Source organism: Ramlibacter sp. P4_H7, from assembly GCF_056400765.1.
Window position 1 is genome coordinate 38,274 of record NZ_JBFUKP010000025.1, and the last position, 21,298, is coordinate 59,571.

The window sequence follows — 21,298 nt, forward strand, 5'->3', positions numbered from 1 at the left end:
GCAGCCTTCCTAGGAGTATCCCTAGGTTGGTGCATCCAGTCTGCGGCGAGTGAGCAGGCTCACGATCCAGGTGACCATGAAGCCCAAGGGCACGCCGAACACGGCGGCCGACAGGGGCTGGATGCCGAACCACAACGGCTGCGTGGCCGGCAGCCCGAAGAAGGCGAGCACCGCGGGCGCGTGGCCCAGCATGTAGTACACGGTGATCCCCAACCCCGCCACCATCCCGGCCGCGGCACCCTGGCGGGTCGCGCCGCTCCACAGGATGCCCAGCAACATCGCCGGGACGAAGGCCGCACCGGCGAGCGAGAAGGACGCCGACACCAGGGGCAGGATCTCGGCTGGCTTGGTCGAGGCGACGCCCGCCGCCACGAGGGCCACGGCCATGAGCGCGAACTTGGACAGGATCACGCGCTGCTCGGGACGCAGGTCCGGCTTGAAATCGTGGCAGAAGATGTCGCGCACCAGTGCATTGCTGATCGTGAGCAGCAGCCCGTCCGCCGTCGACAGCGCAGCAGCGAGCCCCCCGGCCGCGACCAGGCCGGAGATGACGTAGGGCAGCCCGCCCAGCTCGGGAGTGGCCAGCATGATGATGTCGGCGCCCAGCCGGATCTCGCCCCACTGCAGGATGCGGTCGCCGTTGACGTCGGCGATCGAGATGAGCGAGGGATCCACCCTCGCCCACTGCGCGATCCATGCGGGCAACTGGTCGAAGCTGCTGCCCACCAGGTTGTTCATCACCTCGAACTTGACGAGGGTCGCGAGCGCCGGCGCGCTCACGTACACCAGGGCGATGAAGAACAGCGACCAGGCCACGGACGTCCTCGCCGCGGCCACGCTGGGCGTCGTGTAGTAGCGCGTGAGCAGGTGCGGCAGGCCGGCGGTCCCGACCATCAGGCAGAACATCAGGGCGATGAAGTTGCGTCGCGAGTTCTCGAAAGCCTCCCGCTGCTGCGGCGTGCCGTCGGGATCGCCCGCGAACGGCTCGCTGTGGCGCGGGGTGCCGCCCAGGGGCTTGGCGCGCTCGTAGCTTTCGTTCATTGCCCGCGTCCACAGTTCGCGTGCCGTGGCCGCATCGCGCGGAAGTGCGGACAGGGCCCGGTTGGCGGCGACCACCTCGGCGGAGTCCGCGCCCTGCTGCTTCAGCTGCCGGATCCGCTGCTGCGCCGCGGTGCGTTCGCGCGCCAGCGAGTTCTCGACGTCCTGCAGGCGCACCTCGTACTCCTGCGCGCGCCGCAGGAAAATGGCGGCGACCTGCCGCTCCGCCGGGTCATTGGCGATGCGCTCCTCCAGCGTGCTGATCTTCTGCAACTGCGCGCCGTAGACGACCGGTGCCGCCGGCTGGCCCAGCTGCTTGTAGGCGAGCCACGACACGGGGATCAGGAAGGCCAGCAGCATGACGACGTACTGCACCACCTGCGTCCAGGTGATGGCCTTCATGCCGCCGAGGAAGGAGCAGAGCAGCACGCCGCCCAGTCCGAGCAGGATGCCGATCTCGAACTGCACGCCGGTGAGCCGGGACGCGATCAGGCCGATGCCGTAGATCTGCGCCACGACATAGATGAAGGAGCACAGCACCGCCGACAGGGCGGCGACGATGCGCGGCGCCCGTCCGCCGAAGCGCAGGCTGAAGTAATCGGGCACCGTGTACAGGTTGAGCTTGCGCAGGTGCGGCGCGATGAGCAGCGCCACCAGGCAGAAGCCGCCGGTCCACCCCAGCACGTAGGCCAGCCCGCCGGCCTGGCCTTCGCTGCCGCCATAGCCTTGCAGGTACAGGCCGCCGGCCAGGCTGATGAAGGAGGCGGCGCTCATCCAGTCAGCCGCGGCCGCCATGCCGTTGTACATGGCCGGGATGCGACGGCCCGCGACGTAGTACTCCTCCGGGTCGGTGGTGCGGCTGCGGATGCCGATGATGGCGTACATCATCACCGTGGAGAAGATGAAGATCGGCCCCAGCCAGAAGCGCGACAACCCCTGGTGCTCCGCCCAGGCGAGCAGCACCAGAAAGAGGATGAAGCTGGCCACGAAGGAGCCCAGCACGCGGCGGATGCGCCGCTCGTAGGGGCTCCGGGGTTCAGCCACCCACGTCCTTCGTGCCGGTAAGCGCGCCGTCCTCCGGCTGCAGCCGCTTCATCGCCCAGGCATAGACGACCACGATGAGGATGAAGGCGATCAGCGCGCCCTGCGCTGCGAACCAGTAGCCGAACGGCCAGCCCAGCACGATGAACTGCAGGTCACGCGCGAAGTAGACCGGCAGGAAGCTGACCCCAGCCCACACCGCGAGCAGCCCGAGCTTGAGGGCGAGCACGCGAGGCGGCGGCGGGGCCGTGGAGCTCTGGTCGACCATGGGGGCCGATCATCGCACTGTCGCGCTGGCCGGCCCTCAGTGTTTGCGACTAGCCTTGCGCCAGATCAGCCCGCGGCCAGCTGCTGCCAGGTCGAGATCACGCTGTCGGGGTTGAGCGAGATCGAGGTGATGCCTTCCTGCACCAGCCAGGCCGCGAAATCCGGATGGTCGCTGGGGCCCTGCCCGCAGATGCCGACGTACTTGCCCTGCGCGATGCAGGCCTTGATCGCCCGCGAGAGCAGCGCCTTGACCGCGGGATCGCGCTCGTCGAAGTCCGCCGCCAGCAACTCCAGGCCGGAGTCGCGGTCCAGGCCCAGGGTGAGCTGCGTCAGGTCGTTGGAGCCGATCGAGAAGCCGTCGAAGTATTCGAGGAACTCGTCCGCCAGGATAGCGTTGCTCGGGATCTCGCACATCATGATGACCTTGAGCTCGTCCTGCCCGCGCTTGAGGCCATGGTCGGCCAGCAGGCGGGTCACGCGCTCGGCCTGCTTGAGCGTGCGGACGAAGGGCACCATCACCTGGACGTTGGTCAGGCCCATGTCGCGGCGCACGCGCACCAGCGCCTCGCACTCCATCTCGAAGGCTTCCTTGAACTCCGCGCTGATGTAGCGCGCGGCGCCGCGGAAGCCCAGCATCGGGTTCTCCTCCTCCGGCTCGTAGCGGCTGCCGCCAATGAGCTTGCGGTACTCGTTGGACTTGAAGTCCGACAGGCGCACGATCACGGGCTTGGGCCAGAAGGCCGCGGCGATGGTCGCCACCCCTTCGGCCACCTTGTCCACGTAGAAGGCGCGCGGCGAGGCGTGGCCGCGGGCCACCGATTCCACCGCCTTCTTCAGGTCGGCATCGACGTTCGGGTAGTCGAGGATCGCCTTGGGGTGGACGCCGATGTTGTTGTTGATGATGAACTCGAGGCGGGCCAGGCCGACGCCGTCGTTGGGCAGCTGGGCGAAATCGAAGGCGAGCTGCGGGTTGCCCACGTTCATCGCGATCTTGGTCTTGATCTTGGGCATCTCCCCGCGCTGCACCTCGGTGACCTCGGTTTCCAGCAGGCCGTCGTAGATGAAGCCGGTGTCGCCTTCCGCGCAGCTCACGGTCACCAGCGTGCCGTCCTTCAGCACCTCGGTGGCGTTGCCGCAGCCCACGACCGCGGGGATGCCCAGCTCGCGGGCGATGATCGCCGCGTGGCAGGTGCGGCCGCCGCGGTTGGTGACGATGGCGCTCGCGCGCTTCATCACCGGCTCCCAGTTGGGATCGGTCATGTCGGTGACCAGCACGTCGCCGGCCTGCACGCGGTCCATCTCCGCCGTGCTGTGCACCAGCCGAACGGGGCCGGTGCCGACCTTCTGGCCGATGGCGCGGCCCTCGGCCAGCACGCTGCCCTTGCTCTTGAGCTTGTAGCGCAGCTCGGACTTGCCTTCGTTCTGGCTCTTCACGGTCTCCGGGCGCGCCTGCAGGATGTACAGGTGGCCGTCGGTGCCGTCCTTGCCCCACTCGATGTCCATGGGGCGGCCGTAGTGCTGCTCGATGATCAGCGCGTACTTGGCGAGATCCTCGACGTCTTCGTCAGTCAGCGAATAGCGGTTGCGCTGCTCCAGCGGCACGTCCACCGTCTTCACGAGCTTGCCGCCCGCGGCCTTCTCGGCGTCGCTGGTGAACACCATCTGGATCAGCTTGGAGCCCAGGTTGCGCCGGATCACGGCCCGCTTGCCCGCCTTCAGCATGGGCTTGTGCACGTAGAACTCGTCGGGATTCACCGCGCCCTGCACCACCGTTTCGCCCAGGCCGTAGCTGGAGGTGATGAACACCACATCCTTGAAGCCGGACTCGGTGTCGATCGTGAACATGACGCCGGCGGCGCCGAGATCCGAACGCACCATCCGCTGCACGCCGGCCGACAGGGCCACGTGCTCGTGCGCGAAGCCCTTGTGCACGCGGTAGCTGATCGCGCGATCGTTGTAGAGGGAGGCGAACACCTCCTTCATCTTGTGCAGGATCGTCTCGATGCCGTGGACGTTGAGGAAGGTCTCCTGCTGGCCTGCGAAGGACGCGTCAGGAAGGTCTTCGGCGGTGGCGGAAGAGCGCACCGCGAAACTGGCGTCCGGGTTGCCCGCGGACAGCTTGTCGAATTCGGCGCGGATCTCGCGCTCCAGTTCCGGCGGGAAGGGTTGCGCCTCCAGCCAGCCGCGGATCTCGGCGCCGGCCGCGGCCAGGGCCCGCACGTCGTCGGTGTTGAGCGTTTCCAGGCGCTGGCGGATCCGCGCGTCCAGTCCGCCGTGCTTCAGGAACTCGCGAAACGCATGCGCGGTGGTGGCGAAGCCCGTGGGCACGCGCACGCCGTGCGGCAGCTGCGAGATCATTTCGCCGAGGCTGGCGTTCTTGCCGCCGACCACCTCGACGTCGGACATTCTCAGGTTTTCAAACGGTACGACCAGGGCGGTCGCGCTGAAACGAGCAGACATGGGAAGACTCCGGAAGTTGAAACTGGGTCTGCGCGGAGGCGCATTGCGCGAAGGCCGGCCGCTCGGCTTTGTGCTTGTTCGAATGGGCTGCGGCGGGTCATGGCGCGGGAATTCGGATAATGAGCGGGATTGTAGGCGTGGCATGCTGAGCGTGGCCCCGCCTGGAGATTACGGATCCCATGTCCCCCCTGCACACCCGCACCGTCTTTTTCGTCTCCGATGGCACCGGCATCACCGCCGAGACCTTCGGCAACGCCATCCTGGCGCAGTTCGAGTTCAAGCCCCGGCACGTGCGCCTGCCGTTCGTCGATACGGTCGACAAGGCGCACCAGGTCGTCCGCCAGGTGAACCACACCGCGGAGGTCGAGGGCCGCCGCCCCGTGGTCTTCACCACGCTGGTCAACGTGGAGGTGCTGCAGGTGATCGAGGAAGGCTGCAAGGCGATGGTGCTGGACATGTTCGGCACCTTCGTGCGGCCGCTGGAGATCGAGCTGGGCATGAAGTCGAGCCACCGGGTGGGCCGCTTTTCGGACGTGAGCAAGAGCAAGGAGTACCACGATCGCATCGAGGCGATCAACTTCAGCCTCGCGCACGACGACGGCCAGTCCAACCGCGACCTCGAGCAGGCGGACGTGATCCTGGTCGGCGTCAGCCGCAGCGGCAAGACGCCCACTTCGCTGTACCTGGCGATGCAGCACGGCCTGAAGGCGGCCAACTACCCGCTGATTCCGGAAGACTTCGACCGCCGCCAGTTGCCCGGCGCGCTGGCGAACCACCGCAAGAAGATCTTCGGGCTGACGATCGCGCCCGAGCGGCTCAGCGAAATCCGCAACGAGCGCCGGCCAAACTCGCGCTACGCCGCGCTGGAGAACTGCCGCACCGAAGTGGCGGAGGCCGAGGCCATGATGCGCCGCGAGGGCATCCGCTGGCTCTCCACGACCACCAAGTCGATCGAAGAGATCGCCACCACCATCCTCCAGGAGATCCGGCCCGAGCGGCTGGAGTACTGACGCACTGCTGACGCCGCGCAAGGCGGCCATAGCCGGTTCCTAAGATCGCGATGCCCCCTTTCAATGGGGAAGCTGTCCGGGAGGCCTTACTATTCATAGGCGCGATTCATCGATGCATTCTCATCAATAGAGGAAAACAATGTCTCTCATCAACACCGAAATCACCGCCTTCAGCGCCACCGCCTTTCACAACGGCAAGTTCGTGCCGGTGACCGAGCAGAACTTCAAGGGCAAGTGGTCCGTCGTCGTGTTCTACCCGGCCGACTTCACCTTCGTGTGCCCGACCGAACTCGGTGACATCGCGGACAACTACGCCGAATTCCAGAAGCTGGGCGCCGAGGTGTATGGCGTGTCGACCGACACCCACTTCACCCACAAGGCCTGGCACGACACCTCCGACACCATCAGGAAGGTGCAGTACCCATTGGTGGGCGACCCCAGCCACCAGCTCGCCCGTTTCTTCCAGGTGCTGATCACCGAGGGCGAGGACACCGGCCTCGCGCTGCGCGGCACCTTCATCGTCGACCCGGAAGGCCGCATCAAGACCATCGAGGTCCACGACAACGGCATCGGCCGCGACGCCAAGGAAACGCTGCGCCGCCTGAAGGCCGCCCAGTACGTCGCCAGCCACCCGGGCGAAGTCTGCCCCGCCAAGTGGGAAGAAGGCGCGCAGACGCTCAAGCCCAGCCTGGACCTGGTCGGCAAGATCTAAATTGTTCACTCTGAAAAGTCGCAAGCGACTTTTCAGAGTGGCTTGATCGGTGCGAGGACGACCGGCGAAGCCGGATCCTCCTCGCAAGCGGGACTGCGCTTCATGCTATTGCGCGCAGTCCGTGAGGCCCCGTGCGCGGGGCTTTTTCGTTCAAGAACAGAACCTTCGAAGGGAACCCCATGCTCGACGCCAACCTGAAAGCCCAGCTCGCCGCCTACCTGGAGCGCATGACGCAGCCGGTGGAAATCCTCGCTTCGCTCGACGACACGCAGGCTTCGCGCGACATGCAGGCCCTGTTGAAGGACATCACGGACGCCTCCAGCCGCATCACCGTCACGGAGACCCGCGACGGTCCGCACCGCACGCCCTCCTTCCAGCTCAACCGCCCTGGCCAGAACAACGGCCCGCGCTTTGCCGGCCTGCCCATGGGCCACGAGTTCACCTCGCTGGTGCTTGCGCTGCTGCAGGTCGGCGGTTACCCGCCCAAGGTGGAACAGGCGCTGCTGGAACAGATCCGCGGCCTGGACGCCGACCTCGACTTCGAGGTGTACGTTTCGCTCACCTGCCACAACTGCCCGGACGTCGTGCAGGCGCTCAACCTGATGGCGGTGCAGAACCCACGCATCAACGCCACCATGATCGAAGGCGGCCTGTTCCAGAATGAGATCGAGGAACGCAAGATCATGGGCGTGCCCACGGTGTTCCTGAACGGCACCTTCTTCGGCTCCGGCCGGATGAGCCTCGAGGAGATCGTCGCCAAGGTCGACACCTCCGGCGCCGAGCGCGAAGCGCAGAAGATCTCCGCCAAGGAGCCGTTCGACGTGCTGATCGTGGGCGGTGGGCCGGCGGGCGCCGCCGCCGCGGTGTACGCCGCGCGCAAGGGCATCCGCACCGGCATCGCCTCCGAGCGCTTCGGCGGGCAGGTGCTGGACACGCTGGGCATCGAGAACTTCGTCTCGGTCAAGGAAACCGAGGGGCCCAAGTTCGCCCTGGCGCTGGAGGAGCACGTGCGCCACTACGACGTGGACATCATGAACCTGCAGCGCGCCAAGTCGCTGAAGCCCGGCGCGCTGGTGGAACTGGAGCTGGAAAGCGGCGCCAGGCTCAAGGCGAAGACCGTCATCCTCACCACCGGCGCGCGCTGGCGCAACATCGAAGTCCCCGGCGAGAAGGAGCTGAAGAACAAGGGCGTGGCCTACTGCCCGCATTGCGACGGGCCGCTGTACAAGGGCAAGCGGGTCGCAGTGATCGGCGGCGGCAACTCCGGCGTCGAGGCGGCGATCGACCTGGCCGGAATCGTGGCGCACGTCACGCTGATCGAGTTCGACAGCAAGCTGCGGGCGGATGCGGTGCTGCAGAACAAGCTGCGCAGCCTGCCCAACGTGGACGTCGTCCTGAACGCGCAGACCACCCGCATCACCGGGACCGACAAGGTGGACGGCCTCACCTACAAGGACCGCGCCACCGGTGCAGACCAGCGCGTGGACCTCGAAGGCGTCTTCGTTCAGATCGGCCTGGTGCCCAACACCGAATGGCTGAAGGGCACGCTGGAGCTTTCCAGGCACGGCGAGGTCATCGTCGACGCGCGGGGCCAGACTTCCATGCCCGGCGTGTTCGCGGCCGGCGACTGCACGACGGTGCCGTTCAAGCAGATCATCATCGCCGCCGGCGACGGTGCGAAGGCGGCGCTCGCCGCCTTCGACCACCTGATCCGCCACTGAGAGAAGGGGCGCCTGCCGCGCCCCTTCTTCTTGGGCCACAATCGCCGCAACAAGACCAACCGGAGCAACCGGCATGCAAGGCGATCCCCAAGTCATCCAGCACCTCCAGGCGCAGCTCAAGAACGAACTGACGGCGACCAACCAGTACTTCCTGCACTACCGCATCCTGAAGCACTGGGGGTTCGATCGCCTGGCGAAGAAGGAGTACGAGGAGTCGATCGGCGAGATGAAGCACGCCGACCGCCTGATGGAACGCATCCTGCTGCTGGACGCCCTGCCCAACCTGCAGGACCTGGGCAAGCTGATGATCGGCGAGGACGTTCCCGAGATCCTGAATTGCGACCTGCAAAGCGAGCGCGGCGCCCAGGCGACGGTCAAGGTCGGCATCGCCCACTGCGAAACCGTGCGCGACTACGTCTCGCGCGAGATCCTCGAACGCATCCTCGAGGACACCGAGGAGCACATCGACTACCTCGAGACGCAGCTCGACCTGCTCAACAAGGTGGGCCTGCAGAACTACCTGCAGTCCGCGATGGGCGAAGGCGCTTCCTCCTAGGCTTCGCGGGCCGGGGCCGCCTCGACGCGCCGGCGGTCCTTCCAGAAGGCGCCCACCATCCAGACGGAAGGCAGCGCCACCATCAGCAGCGAAATCACCTGCGCGATCGATCCTTCGGCCAGGTCTTCCGTGGCCGCGTGCCAGTACGCGTTGTCGACGCCGGGGATCAGCCCGCCTTCAGTGAATTCGTGGAAGCCGTAAACCACGAGCTGCAGCGAGAACACCACCATGAACACGGCCGTGACCTGGAAGAAGCGGCTCAGGTTCACCTTGCTGCCGTGGCGGGTCCACAGCCAGGCGATCCACGCCGCCAGCGCGAAGCCGATCGCCCCGCCCCAGGCCATGTGCGCCAGGTCACCGTTGACCGCCAGCGAGGCGATCATCGTGGCTGTCTCCACGCCTTCGCGTCCCACCATGAACACGGCGAACACGAAGACGGCCCACCAGCCGGCGGACCCTTCCTTCTGCGTCGCCGCGCCGAGCTGGCCATCGATCTGCTTCTTCATGTGCTTGCCCATGCGCAGCATGTGCACGGTGCAGCTCATCACGGCCGCCGCCGCGATCCAGGCCATCAGCCCCTCCCAGGCCGGCGACATGGCGCCCACGCGCGACAGCACCATGCCCAGCAGCGCTGACAGCACCAGGGCAGTGGCGACGCCGGCGCGGATGGCACTCACCAGCGCTTCGCGCCCGGTGCGGCGCAGGTAGAGCGCGGCGATCGCGACGATGAGCAGGGCCTCCAGCCCTTCGCGAAAAGAGATCAGCAGGGTTTGCAGCATTCGGGGGACCTCCAGAGCCTCCACGGCTCAGCATGCGCTTCATTCTAAATGAGATGGATTCGCATTTGTATGTAGAATTGGCCGCACGTCACTCAATCCGGCCAGCCAGCGCCAGCGCCAGCCAGCCTTCCGAACACCCGTGCCCGCTAGCCGCGGGCCACTCCGGAGGCCCCCTTGGCGCAAGACCGCCCTGCGAACGAATCCACCCTGCTCCCGCTGGGAGCCCTCATGTTGGCCGCCTCCACCGGCGCCTGGTCGCAGACCGCGCCGGCGGCGGCACCGACGCTGTCCACCGTCATCGTGCAGGAGCAGGCCGAACCCACCCAGGGCAAGGACACGCTGCGGGCAACGACGACGTCGATCGGCAAGGGCAAGCAGGAGCTGCGCGACATCCCGCAATCGATCACCGTGATCACCGAGAAGTTGATGGACGACCGCAACCTCGACACCGTGAAGGACGCCTTGCGCAACACCGCGGGCATCACCTTCCAGGCGGCCGAAGGCGGCGAGGAGGACATCCGGCTGCGCGGCTTTTCGCTCGCCGCCACGGGCGACATCTTCCTGGACGGCATGCGCGACCCGGCCTTCTACGACCGCGACACCTTCAACCAGGACCGCATCGAGGTGCTGCGCGGTTCGGCCTCCATGTTGTTCGGCCGCGGATCCACCGGCGGCGCGGTGAACCAGGTCAGCAAGATCCCGCGCCTCGTGACGGAGCATGAAGTCACCGCCACCGTCGGCAGCCATTCCTACGGGCGGCTCACGGGCGACTTCAACTTCCACACCTCGGAGAACGCCGCCCTGCGGCTGAACGTCATGCGCACGCGGGCCGACGACAACGGGTCGGGCAGCAGCGTCGACAAGGAAGGCATCGCGGGCGCCTACCGCTGGGGCATCGGCACGGCCGACGAATTCATCGCCACCCTCTTTTCCCTGAACAACAACAATGGCATCAACTACGGCATCCCGTGGATCAAGCCACGGGCGAGCGACACGACCGCCGCCAACACGCTGGTGCCCGGCCTCGCACCCACCAACTACTACGGCATGGCCAGCGACTACAACGCGGGGCTGGCGAAGATGGCCGGCTTCGCCCACCTGCACCGCTTCCAGGACGGCAGCGAACTGCGCACGCAGGTGCGCCGCGGCTGGTTCGAGCGGGACCAGCGCGCCAGCGCCATCCGCTTCGCGGACCCGGCCATTTCGATCGCGACGCTGAGCGCCGCCACCGTGCTGCGCCGTGGCACCAATCTCAAGATCCAGGACGTGGACACGCTGCACGCACAGAGCGACCTGAGCACCAGGTTCGACGCCCTCGGCGCGCGGCACGAGATCCAGACCGGCGTCGACTTCGCGCACGAGCGCAAGACGCTATACGCCGCGCGCTCGGCCGCGCAGGGCGGGGTCGACCTGGTCAAGCCCAACACCACCATCGGTACGCCCGACGACGGGGCTTTCGTGAACGAAGGCGCACGCGTTCTGCGCACCGCCAGCGGCTTCGATGCGAAGGCCTGGGGCGCCTATGCGCAGGACCTGGTGCAGTTGACCCCGGCCTGGAAGCTGCTGGCCGGCTTGCGCTACGACAACATGGACGGCCAGTACGACCAGTTCAACATCCCGGCGGCTGCGGCGGGGCCGACCAGCACGGTCCACTTCCAGCAGAAGATCTCCAACTGGAGCCGGCGCTTCGGCCTGCTGTACCAGCCGGACGCGCGCCACTCCTACCACCTGTCCTACGGCACCTCCTTCAACACCTCGGGCGACACCTACTCGTACAACGCCCAGAGCGCCAACACGCCGCCAGAGCAGAGCGAGAACATCGAGCTCGGGGCCAAGATCGATTCCGAGGACAAGCGCTACTCGATGCGCTGGGCGCTGTTCCGCGCCAGCAAGACGAACGAGCGCAACACCGACCCGGACACGGCGGCGACCCGCCTGCTGCTCTCCGGCAAGCGCCACACGGCCGGCATCGAGTTCGACCTGGTGGGCCGCCTCGGCGCGAAGTGGGAGATCTTCGGCTCCTACATGTGGATGCCGATCGCGCGCGTCGACGAGGCCGCCTCCACCTCCACCACCGTGGGCAATCGCGAGGGCGACCGCCCCGGCCTGAGCCCGCGCCACAGCGGCACGGTGTGGACCACCTACCAGCTCACGCCCAAGTGGCGCGTCGGCGGCGGCATCAACTTCCGCAGCAAGCAGGCGCCGGCCGACGTGACGGCACCGGTCTGGGAGGCTCCCGGCTTCGCCACCGTGGACCTGATGGCCGAATACCTGATCAACGACCAGTTCAGCATCAAGGGCAACATCAGCAACCTGGGCGACAAGTACTACGCCGAGGCCTTGTACCGTGGCCACTATGTGCCCGGGGCCGGCCGCCTGGTGCAGGTGAGCCTGTCCACCCGCTTCTGAACCCATGCTGCTCTCCTTCCCGCTGCTGGACGATGCGCAACTGCGCGAAGCGCGCCGGCTGCTGCACGAGGCCCCCTGGTCGAACGGAAAGGCCACGGCCGGTCGCCAGGCCGTACTGGCCAAGAACAACGAGCAACTGCCGCCCGAAAGCGACGCTGCGCGCGCGCTCCAGGCGCTGCTGACCGGCGCGCTGGAGCGCTCGCCGCGCTTCCTGGCCGCCGCGCTTCCGAAGAAGCTGTTCCCGCCGCAGTTCAACCGCTACGGCGGCGAACACAACGCGTACGGCGCGCACGTGGACAACGCGATGCGCTTCGCCGGCAGCCTGCGCGTGCGCACCGACCTGTCCTGCACCGTGTTCCTGTCGGCGCCCGGCGACTACGACGGGGGCGAACTCGTGATTGGGGGCACCGGCGAGCCGCAGCGCGTGAAGCTGCCGGCAGGCCATGCCGTGCTCTATCCCGGTACGAGCGTGCACGAGGTGACCCCCGTCACGCGCGGCGCCCGGCTCGCATCCTTCTTCTGGATCGAGAGCATGGTGCGCAGCGATGAACAGCGCCAGCTGCTGCTGCAGATGGACGATGCGATCACGGCTCTGCGAACGAGCCAGGGCGAAAACCCCTCCACGATCGCGCTCACCGGCACGTACCACAACCTGCTGCGCATGTGGGCCGACACGTGAGCGCGACGCCGCGACTGGAAGCCATGCCCGCGGGCATCCGCACGCCTTCCGACTACGAAGCGCTGGCACGCGCCCGCCTGGCATCGGAAGCCCGCGACTACATCGAGAGCCACGCCGGCCATGGCGTGACGCGGCGCGCCAACCGGGCGGCCTGGGAGGCGCTGTCGCTGTGGCCCCGTGTGCTGCGCACCACCGGGGCGGCGGATCTCTCCATCGAATTGCTCGGACGGCGCTGGCCCACGCCCCTGCTGATCGCACCCATGGCCTTGCAGCGGCTGGCGCACCCCGACGGCGAACTGGCCACCGCGCTGGCTGCCGCCATGCAGGGGGTGGGCATGGTCCTCAGCCAGCAGACCAGCGTCGCGCTGTCGACCGTCGCGGCCGCCGTGCGAGACGAGCCGGGCCGCGGCCCCTTGTGGTTCCAGCTGTCGCTGCTGCAGGACCGCGGCGCCCTACTCGAACTCGTGCGGCGCATCGAGGCCGCGGGCTACGAGGCGCTCGTGCTCACCGTGGACGCGACCCTGCGCGCACCCCGGCCGCTGGCGCTTCCCGCGGATGTGCGGGCGGTGGAACTGCCGGCCGACGCCGCGTTCCATCCCGCTCCCGGCTGGGACGACGTCGGCTGGCTGCGCGGGCAGACGCGGCTGCCTTTGCTGCTCAAGGGCATCCTGCATCCCGCGGATGCGCGCGAAGCCGAACAATCGGGCGTCGCGGGATTGATCGTGTCCAACCACGGTGGGCGCATCCTGGACGGCGCACCGGCCACGGCGGCGGCACTGCCCCGGGTGGCCGATGCGCTCGGTGGACGGTTGCCCCTGCTCGTCGACGGCGGCCTTCGCTGCGGGGCCGACGTGCTCAAGGCGCTGGCGCTCGGTGCGAACGCCGTGCTGCTGGGCCGGCCGGTGCTGCACGGCCTCGCCACCGCGGGGGCGGCCGGAACAGCGCATGTGCTGCGCCTGGTCCAGGACGAGCTGGCCCTGGCCTTGGGCCAATGCGGGGTCTCGACCGCCGCCGGAGTTACTGCAGAGCTGGTCGATCCTTCACATGCTTGATCTTCCGCAAGGACATTCGCCCAAACGCATTGCAAATGCGAAGGATTCGCATTTATACTCACCCCAGTCCAACGTTTTGCCCGCAGTGAAACCATGATCGTCTGTGTCTGCCGCCGCGTCTCCGATCGCGAAATCGCCCGCCACGCCCGAGCCGGCATGAGCTTCGACGAGATCCAGTTCGAGCTGGGCGTCGCGACGCAATGCGGCCAATGCGAGGGCTGTGCCCGCGACGTCGTGGCCCAGTGCTGCGGCAGCCACCCGGTCGCCGCCCTGCACCGGGAGACCACGGTCCAGCTGGACAGCGCGATCACGGAGAACCGCGCATGGCAGAACTCGCCCTCGCCGGCGGCCTGATCCTGGCCCTGGGCGCTGCTTGGTGGGTGTGCCGCGCCCACTAAGGCCGCACTGCCCGACAATGTCTCCCTCGTTGACTTCCCGCGATCCCATGTCGCAGACCGCGCGCAATGCGCTGATCGCCGGCGGTGTCGTGCTGCTGCACGTCGCCGCGCTGTGGGCCCTGCAGGCCGGGCTGCTGCGCCGCGCGGCCGAAATCATCGTGCCGGTGGAGTTGATCAGCGCCATCTTCACCCCGCCGGCAGCGCCTGCTCCGCCCGTGCCGCAACCCGCGACCGCCGAGCCGGTGCAACAGCCCGTCCCGCGCAAGGCGCAGCCCGTGCCGGCGCCCGCGCCGCGCCCGGTCGCGGCGCCGGACCCCACGCCCTCGCCCGTTGCACCCACCGCCACCAGCGAGCCGCAGCCCGCACCGCCGTCGGTGACCACGCCCATGAGCGCCGCACCCATGGCCGCCCCGGCGCCCGCACCCGCAGCCCGCGTGGAAATGCCGATCACCGACGCCGACTACCTGCAGAACCCGCCGCCCGCGTATCCGCGCATGAGTTTCCGGCTGGGCGAGGAGGGCACCAGCGTCATCCGCGTGCTGATCGGCCCGGACGGGCGCGCCCTCGACGCGCAGGTCGCCAGGTCCAGCGGTTATGCGCGGCTGGACCAGGCCGCCGAAGCCACCGCCCGCAGCTGGCGCTACGTGCCCGGCAAGCGCGGCGGGGTGCCGGAAGCGATGTGGGTCAATGTCCCCATCAAGTGGGAAATCAAGAAGAGCTGAGAAAGACACATGAACGTCAACACCGACTTCGGACTGGCCCACCTCTGGGCGCAGGGGGACATCGTGGCGCGCGGCGTCGCCCTCCTGCTGCTCGGCATGTCGCTCGCCTCCTGGATGGTGATCATCATCAAGGCCCTGGACCTGCGCAGGCACCTGTCGCAGGCCGGCAAGCTCGAAGGCTTCTGGCATTCCGCGGACTTCGCGGATGGCCTCAACAAGCTGGGGACCGATCCCTCCAACCCGTTCCGCGCGCTGGCGCTCGAAGGCCGCGAGGCCGCCGCGCACCACAACGCGCAGCCACAGCTGCACGACTCGCTGGGCGCCAGCGAATGGCTCACGCGCACGCTGCGCAATTCGATCGACGACTCCACCGCGCGCATGCAGTCCGGCCTGGCGGTGCTGGCTTCCGTCGGTTCGACCGCCCCCTTCGTGGGCCTGTTCGGGACCGTCTGGGGCATCTACCACGCGCTGCTGTCGATCAGCGCGGCCGGCCAGGCCACCATCGACAAGGTGGCCGGCCCGATCGGCGAGGCACTGATCATGACGGCGCTGGGACTGGCTGTCGCCATCCCGGCCGTGCTCGGCTACAACGCGCTGGTGCGCGGCAACAAAGGCGTGATCAACAAGCTGAACCGCTTCGCGCACGACCTGCATGCCTACCTCGTCACCGGCTCGCGCGTGGCGGGCGCCGACCCCAGCAAGGTGGTGCCCATGAAGAAGGGGGTCTGACCATGGCCTTCGGCACCCAGGACGACACGGACGACGTGATGAACGAGATCAACATGACGCCGCTGGTCGACGTCATGCTGGTCCTGCTGATCATCTTCATCATCACCGTGCCGGTGATGAAGCACTCCGTCAACGTCGACCTGCCGCGCGCCACCAGCACGCCGCAGGACGCGAAACCGGACACCATCCGGCTGTCGGTGGATGCGCAGGGCCGCTACTTCTGGAACGAGGCCCCGATCGCCGAGGACGACCTGCTGCCCCGGCTGCAGGCCGAGGCGCGGCGCGAACCGCAGCCGGAACTGCACCTGCGCGGCGATCGCGACGCGCGCTACGAGCGCGTGGCGCAGGCGCTCGCCGCGGCACAGCGGTCGGGCCTGCGCAAGATCGGATTCGTCACGGAGCCGAAGGCGCCATGACCGGCCGTACCGTGCCCCGCACCGGCGGCGAAGCCTCCCCGCAGCCCGCCGGGGATGCCGGCGAGGAACTGCGCCCGGCGCCGCTGCCCAGCGAAGCGCTGCTGCGCGGCCGCCGCCTGGTGGAGATCACGCACAACGGCGAGGTCTACCGGCTGCAGGCGACGCGCCTGGGCAAGCTGATCCTCACCAAATAAGGTCGTTCAGAGCTGGAGCGCGGCGATGCCGGCGCGCGCGATCTGCGCATCCTCGGTGGACTTCACGCCGCTCACGCCGACGGCGCCGATGCACTGCCCGTCCTTGACGATCGGCACGCCACCCTCGAGCAGGCCTTGCAGGCCCGGCGCGCTCAGGAAGGACACCCGGCCGCCGTTGATCATCTCCTCGTAGATACGGCTCTCGCGCCGCCCCAGGGCTGCGGTGTTGGCCTTCGCGGGCGCGATCTGCGCGGACACCGGCGCGGCGCCGTCCAGGCGCTGCAGCCACAGGAGATGGCCTCCCGCGTCCACGATCGCGATGCTGACGGCCCACTGGTTGGCCAGGGCTTCGGCTTCGGCAGCGGCGGCAATGGCCTTGACATCGGCAAGTTCGAGCGCAGATTGGGTCTTCATGGGTGCATTCGCTACGGCAAAGCGGCGAGCATAGCCGCTGGACGGCGCGTGCTTGCGGTCCATCCGGGGAACCCCCCTAGAATGCGCCCATCTAATGGCCATCAAGGCACAGGAGAGCCCTCATGAGCGAACCCTTCCAGAACGTTGCGACCTACGACCTGGGCGCCACCACCACCCTGGAACAGCGCAACCGGGTGGTCCGCAATACCTATTGGCTGCTCGCCCTCAGCCTGATTCCGACCGTGCTCGGCGCCTGGCTGGGCGTGTCCACGGGGATCACGCGCTCCCTCACCGGCGGACTCGGCCTGATCGTGTTCCTGGGCGGCGCGTTCGGCTTCATGTACGCCATCCAGAAGACCAAGGACTCGGCCGCGGGCGTCGGGGTGCTGCTCGCCTTCACCTTCTTCATGGGACTGATGCTGTCGCGGCTGATCGCGCTGGTGCTGGGGTTCAAGAACGGCACCGGCCTCGTGATGACGGCCTTCGGCGGCACGGCGGGCGTGTTCTTCGTGATGGCCACGCTGTCGACGGTGATCAAGCGCGACCTGTCCGGCATGGGCAAGTGGCTGTTCGCCGGCGCGCTGGTGATCGTGGTGGGCGCCATCATCAACGTGTTCGTCGGCTCCACGATGGGCATGATGGTGATCAGCACGCTGGCCATCGCGGTCTTCAGCCTGTACATGCTGTACGACCTCAAGCAGATCGTCGACGGCGGCGAGACCAACTACATCAACGCCACGCTGATGCTCTACCTCGACATCTTCAACGTGTTCCAGAGCCTCCTGGCCCTGCTGGGGATGACGGCCGGCGACGAATGACGGCTGCGTCCGCACACGAAAAAGGGGCCCGCGGGCCCCTTTCCTTTTGCGCGCGGCCGACGGCCACTTCGCGCTTCAGAGTTCGAACACGGCGATCGACTCCACGTGCGCCGTGTGCGGGAACATGTTCACCACCCCGGCGGCCGTGCAGCGGTAGCCCGCCTGGTGCACCAGCAGCCCCGCATCGCGCGCCAGCGTCGCCGGGTTGCAGCTCACGTAGACGATGCGCCGCGGCGGCTTCCAGCCGCCCTCGCGCAGCGCGTGGTCCTGGTGCAGGTCGGCCAGCGCCTTGGACAGCGCAAAGGCGCCTTCACGCGGCGGGTCGACCAGCCAGCGGTCGGCCTGGCCATCGGCCACCAGCTGCTGCGGCGTGATCTCGAACAGGTTGCGCGCCTCGAAGCGGGTCGGCGCCAGCGGAACGGCGCGGTCGCGCTGGTTGCGCTCGAAGTTCTCGCGCGAGCGCGCCACCAGCGCCTCGCTGCCTTCGATGCCCAGCACCTCTCCCGCGCGTGTGCCCAGCGGCAAGGTGAAGTTGCCCAGGCCGCAGAACCAGTCGATCACCCGTGCTGCGGGCTGCACGTCCAGCAGCCGCACGGCGCGTTCCACCAGCACGCGGTTGATGTGCGGGTTGACCTGCGTGAAGTCGGTCGGCTTGAACGGCATGGTGATGCCGAACTCCGGCAGCGCATACGCCAGCTCGGGGCCTCCTTCATCGAGCAGGCGCACGGTGTCGGGCCCCTTGGGCTGCAGCCACCACTGGACGCCGGCCTCCGCATGGTCCGACGCGAAGGCGCGCAGCTTGGCCAGGTCGCCCGGCGACAGCGGCTCCAGGTGGCGCAGCACCAGCGCAGTCACGGTGTCGCCGCAGGCCAGTTCGATCTGCGGACAGGTCTCGATCGCGTCCATGGACCCGATCAGCGCGCGCAGCGGCAGCAGCAGGTCGCTGACGTGCCTGGGCACCACGTGGCACTCGCGGATGTCGGCCACGTAGCGGCTCTTGCGCTCGTGGAAGCCGACCAGCACCGCTTCCTTCTTGCGCACGTGCCGCACCGAGAAGCGGGCGCGCCAGCGGTAGCCCCAGTCCGGGCCCTGGATGGCGGGCAGCATGGTTTCGGACTTCACCTTGGCCAGGTGCCACAGGTTGTCTTCCAGCACCCGCTGCTTGATCGCCACCTGCGCGCCCACGTGCAGGTGCTGCATCTTGCAGCCGCCGCAGGCGCCTTCGTGCAGGCCGAAATGCGGACAGCGCGGTCGCACGCGCTGCGCCGATTCGCGGTGCACTTCGACCAGCGAGGCCTGTTCCCAGTTGTTCTTCCTGCGGTGCACCTTGGCTGTCACCAGCTCGCCGGGCAAGGCGCCCTCGACGAACACCACCTTGCCGTCGGCACGTCGGGCCACGCCCTGTGCTTCGATGTCGAGCGATTCGATTTCCAGCCAGCCCTCGGGATGCGGGGCGGGCGCCTGCTTCTCTGTCATCCGCCGATTGTCTCAGGGGCGGCGTTCAGGCCCAGGCGGCGAGGTATTCCTGCCAGTGCGGCTCGTTGGGCGCCAGGCTGTCCAGCGACTGCTTGACGAAGGCGATCTCCTGGTCGTACTCGGCTTCCGTGAAGCCGCAGCGCATCTTCTGGAAGCGGCAGTACAGCAGGTAGGTGTTCATCACGTCGGTCTCGCAATAGCGGCGGATGTCCTCCAGCTTGCCTCCCAGGTAGGCCTCGTACACCTTGGAGCCGTCCATGCCCAGCTTGCCGGGGAATCCGCAGAGTTTCGCCATCGCGTCCAGCGGCGCGCTGGCGCGCGGCTGGTACATCGCCAGCACGTCCATCAGGTCCATGTGCCGCATGTGGTAGCGGTTGATGTAGTTGTTGTACTTGAACTCGCGGTCATCGGGCGCGCCGCCCTCGCCCAGGCACCAGTAGCGGTCCGCGGTGACGCCGTGGCGCAGCCCGCGGTAGTGCAGCACCGGCAGGTCGAAGCCGCCGCCGTTCCAGCTCACCAGCTGCGGCACGTGCTTGTCCACCGCGTTGAAGAAATTCTGGATCACCTTGCCTTCGCCGGCGTTGTCGCGGTCAACGAAGGAGTGCACCCGCAGGCCCTCGGCGTTGCGGAAGACGCAGCTGATCACCAGGATGCGCTGCAGGTGCAGCGGCATGAAGTCGCTCTGGCCGGCCTCCTTGCGGTCGTGCAGCCAGCCGGCGTAGACCTCGGCGTCCGATGCGTCCGGGGACACGTCGCGCAGCAGGCGCAGTCCCTGCACGTCGGGAATGGATTCGATGTCGAAGACGAGTACGGGCCAGGGCATGGGAGGCGACTTTACCAGTCGCCTCCCATGCCCTGGCCCTCTGGGCCGTCTCAGGAGCCCCCCATCCCGGCCTTCCCCCCGACGGGGGAAGGAGCATGGTCGGGGCAAGAACTAGAAGAGGGAGTCGCGGTCGACGCCGCTGCGCGCCATCTGGCGCTTCAGCTTGGTGAGCGCCTCGTTCTGGATCTGCCGCACGCGTTCGCGGGTCAGCCCGAGCCGGTCGCTCAGCACCTCCAGCGTTTCTGGCTCGCGCTGGTGCAGGCCGAAGCGACCTTCCAGCACTTCCTTCTCGCGGTGCGTGAGCGTCCCGATCCAGCCGGCCAGCAGGCGTTCGACCTCGTGTTCCTGCGTCACGCCGGTCGGATCGAGGGCGAGCTCGTCGGCGGTGAAGTCGCCCAGCGTGTGCTCGTCTTCCGAGCGATCGACCACCGCATCCAGCGACTTGGGGGTCTCCGCCATCGCGAGCAGCTGCGCGACCTCCTGCACGTCCCGGCCGAGCAGCGCGGCGACGTCCTCGACGCGCACGCCCTCGCCATCGCCGTTGCGCCGGGCGGCGAAGGCAGGATCGTTCTCCAGCGTGCGGCGGGCCCGCAGCACCTGGTGCAGTTCGCGCACCACGTGCACGGGCAGCCGGATCACGCGTCCCTGGTTCATCACGGCGCGCTCGACGGCCTGCCGGATCCACCACGTCGCGTAGGTGGAGAAGCGGAAGCCCCGCTCCGGCTCGAACTTGTCGATCGCGTGCATGAGCCCGAGGTTGCCTTCCTCGATCAGGTCCGACAGCGGCACGCCGCGTCCCAGGTAGCCCTTGGCGATGCTGACCACCAGCCGCAGGTTGTGCTCGATCATCGACTGGCGCGCGGCGAAATCGCCCGCGCGGGCCCGGGTCGCGGTCTGGTATTCCTCTTCGGCGGTGAACAGGGTCGTGCGGCGCACGTCACGCAGGTACAGCGTCAGCGTGTCGCTGCTTTCGCCGGAGAAGTCGGCGGCACTGGCGCGTAGCGGGACGTCGGCCAGGGCTTCCGGCGGCACCGCCCGCTCATCCGTGGCAGCGTCGTCCGCGTCGGGGCGGGCGCCTCCAGGCGTCGGTTCACCGTGCCCGTTGCGCCGCTTCATGGCTACCTCGCTGGCAAGTACCTTGTGGGGTCGACCGGCTTGCCCTGCCGGCGGATTTCGAAATGCAGCTTCACGCGGTCGGTGTCCGTGGACCCCATCTCCGCGATCTTCTGGCCCTTGCGGACCGACTGGTCTTCCTTCACCAGCAGCGCCTGATTGTGCGCGTACGCGGTGAGGTAGGTGTTGTTGTGTTTCAGGATGATCAGGTTGCCGTAGCCACGCAGGCCCGCGCCGGCGTACACCACGCGGCCGTCGGCGGCAGCGGTCACCGGGTCGCCGGCGCGGCCCGCGAGATCGATGCCCTTGTTCTTCTGTTCGTCGAAGCCCGCCAGCATGGTGGCCGCCCCCGTGGTGGGCCAGGCCCAGCCGAGTTCTTCGTCCGGGCCCACGTGCTGCGCGGGCGCAGCGGGAGCCGGTGCGACTGCCACGGGCGCGGCCGCGGTGGCCGTGCCGCGCGCGACGCTGCTG

Annotated in this window: 22 protein-coding genes; 13 read left to right on the forward strand and 9 right to left on the reverse strand. The window is 68.1% G+C overall.

Features of this window, described 5'->3' with window-relative positions; genetic code table 11:
* Positions 1 to 21 precede the first annotated feature (21 nt).
* The 3 genes from AC1DSA_RS23790 to ppsA form a co-directional block, all read right to left on the reverse strand.
* The gene (locus AC1DSA_RS23790) at positions 22 to 2,082 is read right to left on the reverse strand and encodes a VC_2705 family sodium/solute symporter (RefSeq protein WP_477893376.1); all 2,061 of its coding nucleotides are present in this window, start codon (positions 2,080 to 2,082) and stop codon (positions 22 to 24) included.
* Complete coding sequence (locus AC1DSA_RS23795) at positions 2,075 to 2,347, reverse strand: DUF4212 domain-containing protein (protein WP_477893377.1); 273 nt, start codon at positions 2,345 to 2,347, stop codon at positions 2,075 to 2,077. Before AC1DSA_RS23795 ends, AC1DSA_RS23790 begins: the two co-directional genes overlap by 8 nt.
* Positions 2,348 to 2,412: 65 nt before the next feature.
* Positions 2,413 to 4,806 carry a phosphoenolpyruvate synthase gene (gene ppsA, locus AC1DSA_RS23800; RefSeq protein WP_477893378.1) on the reverse strand — a complete coding sequence of 798 codons (2,394 nt, stop codon included), beginning with the start codon at positions 4,804 to 4,806 and terminating at the stop codon, positions 2,413 to 2,415.
* A 188-nt stretch (positions 4,807 to 4,994) separates the two neighbouring features.
* On the opposite strand from ppsA, the gene ppsR reads away from it, so the two are divergent.
* From ppsR to bfr, 4 genes are all read left to right on the forward strand, one after another.
* On the forward strand, positions 4,995 to 5,816 hold the full coding sequence (gene ppsR, locus AC1DSA_RS23805; RefSeq protein ID WP_477893401.1) for a posphoenolpyruvate synthetase regulatory kinase/phosphorylase PpsR: 822 nt from the start codon (positions 4,995 to 4,997) through the stop codon (positions 5,814 to 5,816).
* A 139-nt stretch (positions 5,817 to 5,955) separates the two neighbouring features.
* Positions 5,956 to 6,528: an alkyl hydroperoxide reductase subunit C gene (ahpC, locus tag AC1DSA_RS23810; RefSeq protein WP_477893379.1), complete on the forward strand. Its 573-nt coding sequence runs from the start codon at positions 5,956 to 5,958 to the stop codon at positions 6,526 to 6,528.
* 179 nt (positions 6,529 to 6,707) lie between these two features.
* Complete coding sequence (gene ahpF / locus AC1DSA_RS23815; RefSeq protein WP_477893380.1) at positions 6,708 to 8,249, forward strand: alkyl hydroperoxide reductase subunit F; 1,542 nt, start codon at positions 6,708 to 6,710, stop codon at positions 8,247 to 8,249.
* Between the two features lie 73 nt (positions 8,250 to 8,322).
* Positions 8,323 to 8,805 (forward strand): bacterioferritin, encoded by a 483-nt coding sequence (gene bfr, locus AC1DSA_RS23820; protein WP_477893381.1) that lies wholly within the window; start codon positions 8,323 to 8,325, stop codon positions 8,803 to 8,805.
* Here bfr and AC1DSA_RS23825 read toward each other — a convergent pair.
* Positions 8,802 to 9,584, reverse strand: a complete 783-nt coding sequence (locus AC1DSA_RS23825) for an FTR1 family iron permease (RefSeq protein WP_477893382.1) — start codon at positions 9,582 to 9,584, stop codon at positions 8,802 to 8,804. The genes bfr and AC1DSA_RS23825 overlap by 4 nt on opposite strands.
* 228 nt (positions 9,585 to 9,812) lie before the next feature.
* Here AC1DSA_RS23825 and AC1DSA_RS23830 point away from each other — a divergent pair, with 228 nt between their 5' ends.
* The 8 genes from AC1DSA_RS23830 to hemP all read left to right on the forward strand — a co-directional run bounded on the left by AC1DSA_RS23830 (position 9,813) and on the right by hemP (position 16,183).
* A complete protein-coding gene (locus AC1DSA_RS23830) occupies positions 9,813 to 11,993 on the forward strand; it encodes a TonB-dependent receptor (RefSeq protein ID WP_477893383.1) in 2,181 nt (726 codons plus the stop codon).
* Positions 11,994 to 11,997: 4 nt separating this feature from the next.
* Complete coding sequence (locus tag AC1DSA_RS23835) at positions 11,998 to 12,672, forward strand: Fe2+-dependent dioxygenase (RefSeq protein ID WP_477893384.1); 675 nt, start codon at positions 11,998 to 12,000, stop codon at positions 12,670 to 12,672.
* Positions 12,673 to 12,695: 23 nt separating this feature from the next.
* Entirely contained in the window at positions 12,696 to 13,724 is a 1,029-nt protein-coding gene (locus AC1DSA_RS23840) for an alpha-hydroxy acid oxidase (protein WP_477893385.1), read from the forward strand.
* Positions 13,725 to 13,817: 93 nt separating this feature from the next.
* Positions 13,818 to 14,078, forward strand: coding sequence for a (2Fe-2S)-binding protein (locus AC1DSA_RS23845; RefSeq protein WP_477893386.1), 261 nt, complete (start codon positions 13,818 to 13,820; stop codon positions 14,076 to 14,078).
* A gap of 91 nt (positions 14,079 to 14,169) precedes the next feature.
* Positions 14,170 to 14,844 carry an energy transducer TonB gene (locus AC1DSA_RS23850; RefSeq protein WP_477893402.1) on the forward strand — a complete coding sequence of 225 codons (675 nt, stop codon included), beginning with the start codon at positions 14,170 to 14,172 and terminating at the stop codon, positions 14,842 to 14,844.
* A 9-nt stretch (positions 14,845 to 14,853) separates the two neighbouring features.
* On the forward strand, positions 14,854 to 15,573 hold the full coding sequence (locus tag AC1DSA_RS23855) for a MotA/TolQ/ExbB proton channel family protein (protein WP_477893387.1): 720 nt from the start codon (positions 14,854 to 14,856) through the stop codon (positions 15,571 to 15,573).
* A gap of 2 nt (positions 15,574 to 15,575) precedes the next feature.
* Positions 15,576 to 15,989, forward strand: a complete 414-nt coding sequence (locus AC1DSA_RS23860; protein WP_477893388.1) for an ExbD/TolR family protein — start codon at positions 15,576 to 15,578, stop codon at positions 15,987 to 15,989.
* Positions 15,986 to 16,183, forward strand: a complete 198-nt coding sequence (gene hemP / locus AC1DSA_RS23865) for a hemin uptake protein HemP (protein WP_477893389.1) — start codon at positions 15,986 to 15,988, stop codon at positions 16,181 to 16,183. Before AC1DSA_RS23860 ends, hemP begins: the two co-directional genes overlap by 4 nt.
* Positions 16,184 to 16,189: 6 nt before the next feature.
* On the opposite strand, the gene AC1DSA_RS23870 is transcribed toward hemP, so the two are convergent.
* Positions 16,190 to 16,597, reverse strand: coding sequence for a GlcG/HbpS family heme-binding protein (locus tag AC1DSA_RS23870; protein ID WP_477893390.1), 408 nt, complete (start codon positions 16,595 to 16,597; stop codon positions 16,190 to 16,192).
* A gap of 122 nt (positions 16,598 to 16,719) precedes the next feature.
* Between AC1DSA_RS23870 and AC1DSA_RS23875 the strand changes: the two genes are divergently transcribed.
* Positions 16,720 to 17,415 carry a Bax inhibitor-1 family protein gene (locus tag AC1DSA_RS23875; RefSeq protein WP_477893391.1) on the forward strand — a complete coding sequence of 232 codons (696 nt, stop codon included), beginning with the start codon at positions 16,720 to 16,722 and terminating at the stop codon, positions 17,413 to 17,415.
* 75 nt (positions 17,416 to 17,490) lie between these two features.
* On the opposite strand, the gene rlmD is transcribed toward AC1DSA_RS23875, so the two are convergent.
* The 4 genes from rlmD to AC1DSA_RS23895 all read right to left on the reverse strand — a co-directional run.
* The gene (gene rlmD / locus AC1DSA_RS23880; protein ID WP_477893392.1) at positions 17,491 to 18,891 is read right to left on the reverse strand and encodes a 23S rRNA (uracil(1939)-C(5))-methyltransferase RlmD; all 1,401 of its coding nucleotides are present in this window, start codon (positions 18,889 to 18,891) and stop codon (positions 17,491 to 17,493) included.
* A gap of 25 nt (positions 18,892 to 18,916) precedes the next feature.
* Complete coding sequence (locus tag AC1DSA_RS23885) at positions 18,917 to 19,714, reverse strand: 3'-5' exonuclease (protein WP_477893393.1); 798 nt, start codon at positions 19,712 to 19,714, stop codon at positions 18,917 to 18,919.
* Between the two features lie 111 nt (positions 19,715 to 19,825).
* Positions 19,826 to 20,830 (reverse strand): RNA polymerase sigma factor RpoS, encoded by a 1,005-nt coding sequence (gene rpoS, locus AC1DSA_RS23890; protein WP_477893394.1) that lies wholly within the window; start codon positions 20,828 to 20,830, stop codon positions 19,826 to 19,828.
* Positions 20,831 to 20,832: 2 nt separating this feature from the next.
* Positions 20,833 to 21,298, reverse strand: a 466-nt coding sequence (locus AC1DSA_RS23895) for a peptidoglycan DD-metalloendopeptidase family protein (protein WP_477893395.1), incomplete at its 5' end; no start/stop codon positions are given.

What these genes read in the sequence shown, in the direction of transcription:
- AC1DSA_RS23795 (WP_477893377.1), bottom strand. Translation starts at nt 2,347, where the DNA reads ATGGTCGACCAGAGCTCCACGGCCCCGCCGCCGCCTCGCGTGCTCGCC.
- ppsA (WP_477893378.1), bottom strand. Translation starts at nt 4,806, where the DNA reads ATGTCTGCTCGTTTCAGCGCGACCGCCCTGGTCGTACCGTTTGAAAAC.
- ahpC (WP_477893379.1), top strand. Translation starts at nt 5,956, where the DNA reads ATGTCTCTCATCAACACCGAAATCACCGCCTTCAGCGCCACCGCCTTT.
- ahpF (WP_477893380.1), top strand. Translation starts at nt 6,708, where the DNA reads ATGCTCGACGCCAACCTGAAAGCCCAGCTCGCCGCCTACCTGGAGCGC.
- bfr (WP_477893381.1), top strand. Translation starts at nt 8,323, where the DNA reads ATGCAAGGCGATCCCCAAGTCATCCAGCACCTCCAGGCGCAGCTCAAG.
- AC1DSA_RS23825 (WP_477893382.1), bottom strand. Translation starts at nt 9,584, where the DNA reads ATGCTGCAAACCCTGCTGATCTCTTTTCGCGAAGGGCTGGAGGCCCTG.
- AC1DSA_RS23830 (WP_477893383.1), top strand. Translation starts at nt 9,813, where the DNA reads ATGTTGGCCGCCTCCACCGGCGCCTGGTCGCAGACCGCGCCGGCGGCG.
- AC1DSA_RS23835 (WP_477893384.1), top strand. Translation starts at nt 11,998, where the DNA reads ATGCTGCTCTCCTTCCCGCTGCTGGACGATGCGCAACTGCGCGAAGCG.
- AC1DSA_RS23840 (WP_477893385.1), top strand. Translation starts at nt 12,696, where the DNA reads ATGCCCGCGGGCATCCGCACGCCTTCCGACTACGAAGCGCTGGCACGC.
- AC1DSA_RS23845 (WP_477893386.1), top strand. Translation starts at nt 13,818, where the DNA reads ATGATCGTCTGTGTCTGCCGCCGCGTCTCCGATCGCGAAATCGCCCGC.
- AC1DSA_RS23850 (WP_477893402.1), top strand. Translation starts at nt 14,170, where the DNA reads ATGTCGCAGACCGCGCGCAATGCGCTGATCGCCGGCGGTGTCGTGCTG.
- AC1DSA_RS23855 (WP_477893387.1), top strand. Translation starts at nt 14,854, where the DNA reads ATGAACGTCAACACCGACTTCGGACTGGCCCACCTCTGGGCGCAGGGG.
- AC1DSA_RS23860 (WP_477893388.1), top strand. Translation starts at nt 15,576, where the DNA reads ATGGCCTTCGGCACCCAGGACGACACGGACGACGTGATGAACGAGATC.
- hemP (WP_477893389.1), top strand. Translation starts at nt 15,986, where the DNA reads ATGACCGGCCGTACCGTGCCCCGCACCGGCGGCGAAGCCTCCCCGCAG.
- AC1DSA_RS23870 (WP_477893390.1), bottom strand. Translation starts at nt 16,597, where the DNA reads ATGAAGACCCAATCTGCGCTCGAACTTGCCGATGTCAAGGCCATTGCC.
- AC1DSA_RS23875 (WP_477893391.1), top strand. Translation starts at nt 16,720, where the DNA reads ATGAGCGAACCCTTCCAGAACGTTGCGACCTACGACCTGGGCGCCACC.
- rlmD (WP_477893392.1), bottom strand. Translation starts at nt 18,891, where the DNA reads ATGACAGAGAAGCAGGCGCCCGCCCCGCATCCCGAGGGCTGGCTGGAA.
- AC1DSA_RS23885 (WP_477893393.1), bottom strand. Translation starts at nt 19,714, where the DNA reads ATGCCCTGGCCCGTACTCGTCTTCGACATCGAATCCATTCCCGACGTG.
- rpoS (WP_477893394.1), bottom strand. Translation starts at nt 20,830, where the DNA reads ATGAAGCGGCGCAACGGGCACGGTGAACCGACGCCTGGAGGCGCCCGC.